6 protein-coding genes are annotated in these 5,226 nt (G+C 32.3%); 3 read left to right on the top strand and 3 right to left on the bottom strand.

Annotated features, from left to right (window positions below; translation table 11 throughout):
- The first annotated feature begins 182 nt into the window (after positions 1-182).
- Positions 183-500, top strand: coding sequence for a hypothetical protein (locus tag ACF1B9_RS37770; protein ID WP_350623827.1), 318 nt, complete (start codon positions 183-185; stop codon positions 498-500).
- A 124-nt stretch (positions 501-624) separates the two neighbouring features.
- On the opposite strand, the gene ACF1B9_RS37775 is transcribed toward ACF1B9_RS37770, so the two are convergent.
- The gene (locus tag ACF1B9_RS37775; RefSeq protein WP_350623825.1) at positions 625-864 is read right to left on the bottom strand and encodes a hypothetical protein; all 240 of its coding nucleotides are present in this window, start codon (positions 862-864) and stop codon (positions 625-627) included.
- A gap of 373 nt (positions 865-1,237) precedes the next feature.
- Between ACF1B9_RS37775 and ACF1B9_RS37780 the strand changes: the two genes are divergently transcribed.
- Together ACF1B9_RS37780 and ACF1B9_RS37785 are read left to right on the top strand one after the other, a co-directional pair.
- The gene (locus ACF1B9_RS37780) at positions 1,238-2,056 is read left to right on the top strand and encodes a replication initiation protein (RefSeq protein WP_350623823.1); all 819 of its coding nucleotides are present in this window, start codon (positions 1,238-1,240) and stop codon (positions 2,054-2,056) included.
- A gap of 125 nt (positions 2,057-2,181) precedes the next feature.
- Entirely contained in the window at positions 2,182-2,367 is a 186-nt protein-coding gene (locus ACF1B9_RS37785; RefSeq protein WP_352230070.1) for a hypothetical protein, read from the top strand.
- Between the two features lie 23 nt (positions 2,368-2,390).
- Here ACF1B9_RS37785 and ACF1B9_RS37790 read toward each other — a convergent pair whose 3' ends face one another.
- Together ACF1B9_RS37790 and mobQ are read right to left on the bottom strand one after the other, a co-directional pair.
- Positions 2,391-2,813: a hypothetical protein gene (locus ACF1B9_RS37790; RefSeq protein ID WP_350623821.1), complete on the bottom strand. Its 423-nt coding sequence runs from the start codon at positions 2,811-2,813 to the stop codon at positions 2,391-2,393.
- A gap of 205 nt (positions 2,814-3,018) precedes the next feature.
- Entirely contained in the window at positions 3,019-4,905 is a 1,887-nt protein-coding gene (gene mobQ, locus ACF1B9_RS37795) for a MobQ family relaxase (RefSeq protein WP_350623818.1), read from the bottom strand.
- Positions 4,906-5,226 lie beyond the last annotated feature (321 nt).

Consider the following 5,226-nt stretch of genomic DNA (forward strand, 5'->3'; position numbering starts at 1 on the left):
CAAGCGAATATGCTCTTTGTTTGCAACGCAAACCGCACACAAACGAAGTTTGTATAAGTGCGCCCTTCTTCACTTTGTTCATTGGGGTGATTATACCACAGGCAGAGTGAAGATACTATTATGTAATTCTAGTGTTTCTGCGATAGTTTGATTATAATAGAGAAAAACAAGGCGGTAGGGGAGTGAGAGCTTTGGCTCGAAAGACAGAAGAAGAAAGACTATTAGAGATGGATGAAAAAATTAAGAAGATGCAAGCCGAGAAGCAAAGGCTTGCTAACCAATTAAAACAAAAGGAAAGAAAGGCAAGAACACAAAAGCTAATTAGAATGGGTGGATTATTAGAAAAACATTTAGGAATAACAGGAGAAGAAGAAACTATTAAGTTGATTGCTTCTTTCCAAAAATCTATTTTGGAAAATAAAGATAGAGTAAATGCCATGGACATTAATCAAGCTAGAAATATACTAGGGATTCAAGTCCAGAGTTCAAAAGAATCTTAATCCATATTTTATTGTGTTTCTACTCTAGGTTAGATAAAAGATACCGATTTTGAAATTTATCAAAATCGGTATCTTTATCTAACTCTATTTATAAAAGGATGTATTTTCTTCTTTAAAATCGAAATTAAATGGGACCAGTTACATAATACATAAATAATAATATAGAAGACAAAATGCCTATACTATTTAAGATTTTCCCCATAAAAATATAATTGTTTTTTCTCTCTTTAATTTTTTTTGCTTGTTTATATCCTATAACTCCTAATATTATTGCAACTAAACAAAACCATAAAGAAAATACAGTCAAATAAGCAGAGATCAGAGCAACAAAACCTATTAAAATAGCTTTTACTTCCTCCTGCACAATATATACCTCCCTAAACATTCTTTGTTTTTCCATTTTTTATTATATATGTTATTAATTTGAAGAAATATTCGGATTGATATAAAAAATTAAGGGACATAATTTTAACTTTTAATAATATAGTTATTTTTTAAAGATTTTTAAAACCTTTTTACTTATTTATAGGAGCTTGAAACCCTTGGGGCTGTAAGTCTCAAAAATTTAAAAGTGAGTTTTGGTGCACTTAAAGTGAGTTTTGGTGCACTTAAAAGTGAGTTTTGGTGCACTTAAAGTGAGTTTTGGTGCACTTAAAGTGAGTTTTTTAGAAAAACTTGTTTTTTAACTCACTTTTAAATATGATAGTTATATCAAGAGTTATGAAAGGAATAAAGAAATGGCAAGGAGATTAGAAAAATTATCTGATAGAGTACCAAAATTAAAAGAAATGGAAACACGTAATTTCCCCGTTGTTAAATCTAATCATCTAATTCAAAAAACTCGTTTTGATTTAACATTGGTTGAACAAAAATTGATATTGCACGTAATCCAAATGATTGAGCCAAAAGATGATGATTTTAAAACGTATCGTTTTTCAATTAAGGATTACTGTAAAATTTGCCAAATCAGCGATAGAAGTGGGAAAAACTATTCGATTATTAAAAGTTCCCTGAAAAAGATAAGCGACAAAAGTTTTTGGATGGAACAAGAAGATGGTACGGAAGTGTTAATGAGGTGGATCGACAAAGTAGTTATAGACCATAAGAAAGACATAATTGATATTAAATTGGATAAAGATTTAAAGCCTCATTTGTTGCAGTTGAAGCAATTTTTCACTAAATATAATTACTTATATGTAATGACTATGAAAAGCCAATATAGTATTAGGCTCTATGAAATATTAAAGTCTTACGAAAATGTCCAAGGGATTATTTATGAAGTGGATGAATTAAGGAAAGTCCTAAATCTAGATGATGATACATTACCTAGATGGGTTGATTTCAAGCGTTTTGTGATAGAACAAGCTATTAAAGAAATCAATAAATTAACTGACATTACGATTACATACGATACGATTAAAAAGGGAAGAAGTGTTTTCGAAGTTGTATTTAATATTAAATCCAAGTCTGAAACACAAAAAATTATATCTCAAAGATTAATTGAAAGAACATTAGATAAGAAAAATAAAGATAATGATGATGATACTCCTTACTAATAGCATTGAGAACGTTTTAAAGGGGTTATATTGAGCCCTTTTTTAAAATAACGCATTTAAAGGTGTTAAATGGATAACGGCCTTCTACGGGCTTTGTATACACTTTAAAGGGGGAGTTGATAGTTATGGAATTTGATGATTCAAAAAAAATCATAAATGGGGAATTTGATATGAACCGCACTTGGTATGTAGGATTTGAATACAAAAGGGATTACGCAAAAAAGCCTTTGTCTGGGGAGGAAAATGAAAAACTAGTGGATGATCTAATCCAGGTCTTTGCAAAGTATGAAATGCAGTGGAAAATGAAATAAAAGGCTACCCAAAGGCAACCTTTTTATCGTTTTATTAAAGGTTCGGATTTAAAAAGAACTTTTTTTGTTTCAGCATCAACAATTATATTTTTTATATCTTTACCATTTTCAGATACTGTTAAATAAACATATACTTGTCTATTAGGATGAAAACCATCACCTGAAACTCGATTTTCACCAATAAACTCATCTACTTTTGACAACACCTTGTTCACATCTTTAAAAGAGACTTTTTCTCTAATGTTAATTTTAGCGTTCTTGTATTCAGTATATTGTTTTTGGTCTATTGAGCTATAAAAAGAATTTGGACTAGCAAACTTTTCACTAGAGTTATCAGGATATTTGCTCCATGATTCTTTTGCTGGTTCCTTAGCTTGAATTGAATTTGTGCTTATTCCCATTACTAAAACAACTAATAATATCATTGCAGTAATCATTTTCTTCATTTTGTATTCAACTCCTTTTTTGTATTATTTGATTGATTATCTGTTTTTATAAACAAATCTCTATAAGAAATAAAAAATGACCTCCCTACGGCTTGGCGCTGTTTGGAGGTCATTTCACTGATCTATAAAATATAGAGCCAATTCTTAAAAGAGTAGGCTAGCTACAGATGCTGTCACATCTGTAGCTTTTTTGAATATAGCATGATTACCTTTCTAACCCAATGTTTTGCCCTTTTAAGCGTTGCTTTGGTTTTTGCTTAGCATTTACTTTGTGTTCCTGCTTTTGGGCTTGTTCTACCCCTTCTAGGATGGCTGAAAGAAAGTCATTGCTTTGGCTTAGGCTTTGCGTTTCTTGTTGAACTTTTTCAAGTGCTGGAGCAACTTTCTCTATTTCTCTTTTATGTTGTTCCAAATGCTCCCGATCTTCATAACCGATGGTTCGAATAGCTTGAGTTAACTGTTCTCGTTTTTGTAAATCTTTCTGATAAGCTTGTTGTTCTTCCTTGGAAAACAGAATTTTTCCTTTTAAGTAAGGATTCGATTCGATTCGTTCAATTCGTTTTTCTAGTTCAGTAAGATGATTAAAATAACTTTCTGCATTTTGAGCATTCCGAACAGCCAGATTATAGTTTTGAATACCTTCTCGATTTAATTCAATTTTATGCTGTCTTTGTTCTAAAGTATGTTTTATGTTGTCGAGCGATATAGTTTTTCCTTGTTTCTCATTTAGTCGGTTCAATTTAGATGCTGTCTTGTAATCCAAATATTGTCCTGCTGTTTTCAATTCAGGATATTGGATAGCTACTTTACGAATTAGCTTTTGCTTTAGTATTTCTTCTGTCTGGTTTAGTATTTGTTTTTGGTCTACAGATTTTAAGATGCTCCCGTTTAAAGTTCGAGTAGACGTATCAATTTGTTTACTTAATTGCTTTTTAGCTAACTGGATCTCTTCACGTGCAGATAAACCAGCTTCTTTTAAACATGTATTTAAGTGGTCATGCTGGCTGATGATTTTATCTTGTAAAGTGTTGATACTAGCACGCAAATTTTCTTTTTCCTTACGTTGGAAAAATCCTACTTTATCAAGTTTTCCCTTTAATTCTTCTAATGTTTTTTCATAATGAGAAAGCTGTTTTTCTGCTTGTTCTGCAATAGAAACTATGTGATTTTTTGTCTTTAAAGATTCTAGTGCTTTTCTTTGTTGTTCGGTCTGTACTTCTAATGATTTTCTATAGTTGGCAATTGTTGCTACCGTTGGAATTTCGCCAATAATTTGTTTGGCTGCCTCCACATTTTTTTGTTCTTCAGTAGTTAATTCTACAGACTTCTTTTGCTCCTGTTGTTTTAACTCTGCTTCTATTTGTTGCTTCTCTTGGCGGTATCTTTGTAAGTCATAAACAATAGCATTATGCTTTTGTACTTCACGATTAATATTACCTCGCTCAGTTTTCATCCCCTTTTTCTCCATATCAGAAGCGACATGCCCCATATGAACCGTAGGTAAGATTTCAAGTCCACGTTCAGCGTGAGATTTATGTGTAATTCGTTCTTTGATGTTTGATTGTTCTAATGCTTTATTTGCGTATTCTGACCATTGTTCTCTCCACTGCTCCAGCAGTTCTTTTTTGTTCCAATCACGATTCTTTGTAGTAAAGCCTTCTTCTGAAATTTCTCGTGTTGTTAACATTATGTGAGCGTGAGGATTGTTGGAGTCATCTCTATGAATAGCGATATCAGCAACCATGCCTTTATCTACAAATTGGTCTTGGATGTAGCCTTTGATTAATTCAGTTTGTTGTTGATTGGAAAGTTCTTTAGGTAAAGCAATATTTATTTCTCTGGCTAATTGAGAGTTCTTTCTTTTCTCAGAACGTTCAATTTCATTCCAAAGAATCTCACGATTTTTAACCCAAACAGGGGAATTTTCAGGAGCAAGAATATGGGTTTCCGGCTTCACTTCTCTTTTGTAAAATTTACTTTCATTAGTTTGTTCATCAACTAAACGCTGACCAGAACGATAGGCAGCTGACGCAATTGCTGATTGTCCTTTTCCTCTGGAAATCATTTGTGCTGAGAAGTGATAGATTGCCATATGCTTGAACCTCCTTTTCAAAAGATTTTGTAGTAGCCGTAATAAAAATGATCGTACCGTAAGGTGGGAGAATTTTTATTATGGAATCGTAAGAAATTAATTAGACGAAATGGCATTTTGCCAATGAGAAATAATTAATCTCTTACGATGAGTTTTTGTATTCGTCACAAGACGGATACTCATTCGCACATCAGCGAATGAAGGATTTTAATTTTTATATTCGCAACAAGCGAATATGCTCTTTGTTTGCAACGCAAACCGCACACAAACGAAGTTTGTATAAGTGCGCCCTTCTTCACTTTGTTCATTGGGGTGATTATA

Source organism: Streptomyces sp. NPDC014727 (genome assembly GCF_043083485.1).
In the GTDB taxonomy this organism is placed as follows: domain Bacteria; phylum Actinomycetota; class Actinomycetes; order Streptomycetales; family Streptomycetaceae; genus Streptomyces.

What these genes read in the sequence shown, in the direction of transcription:
- ACF1B9_RS37780 (WP_350623823.1), top strand. Translation starts at nt 1,238, where the DNA reads ATGGCAAGGAGATTAGAAAAATTATCTGATAGAGTACCAAAATTAAAA.
- mobQ (WP_350623818.1), bottom strand. Translation starts at nt 4,905, where the DNA reads ATGGCAATCTATCACTTCTCAGCACAAATGATTTCCAGAGGAAAAGGA.
- ACF1B9_RS37790 (WP_350623821.1), bottom strand. Translation starts at nt 2,813, where the DNA reads ATGAAGAAAATGATTACTGCAATGATATTATTAGTTGTTTTAGTAATG.
- ACF1B9_RS37785 (WP_352230070.1), top strand. Translation starts at nt 2,182, where the DNA reads ATGGAATTTGATGATTCAAAAAAAATCATAAATGGGGAATTTGATATG.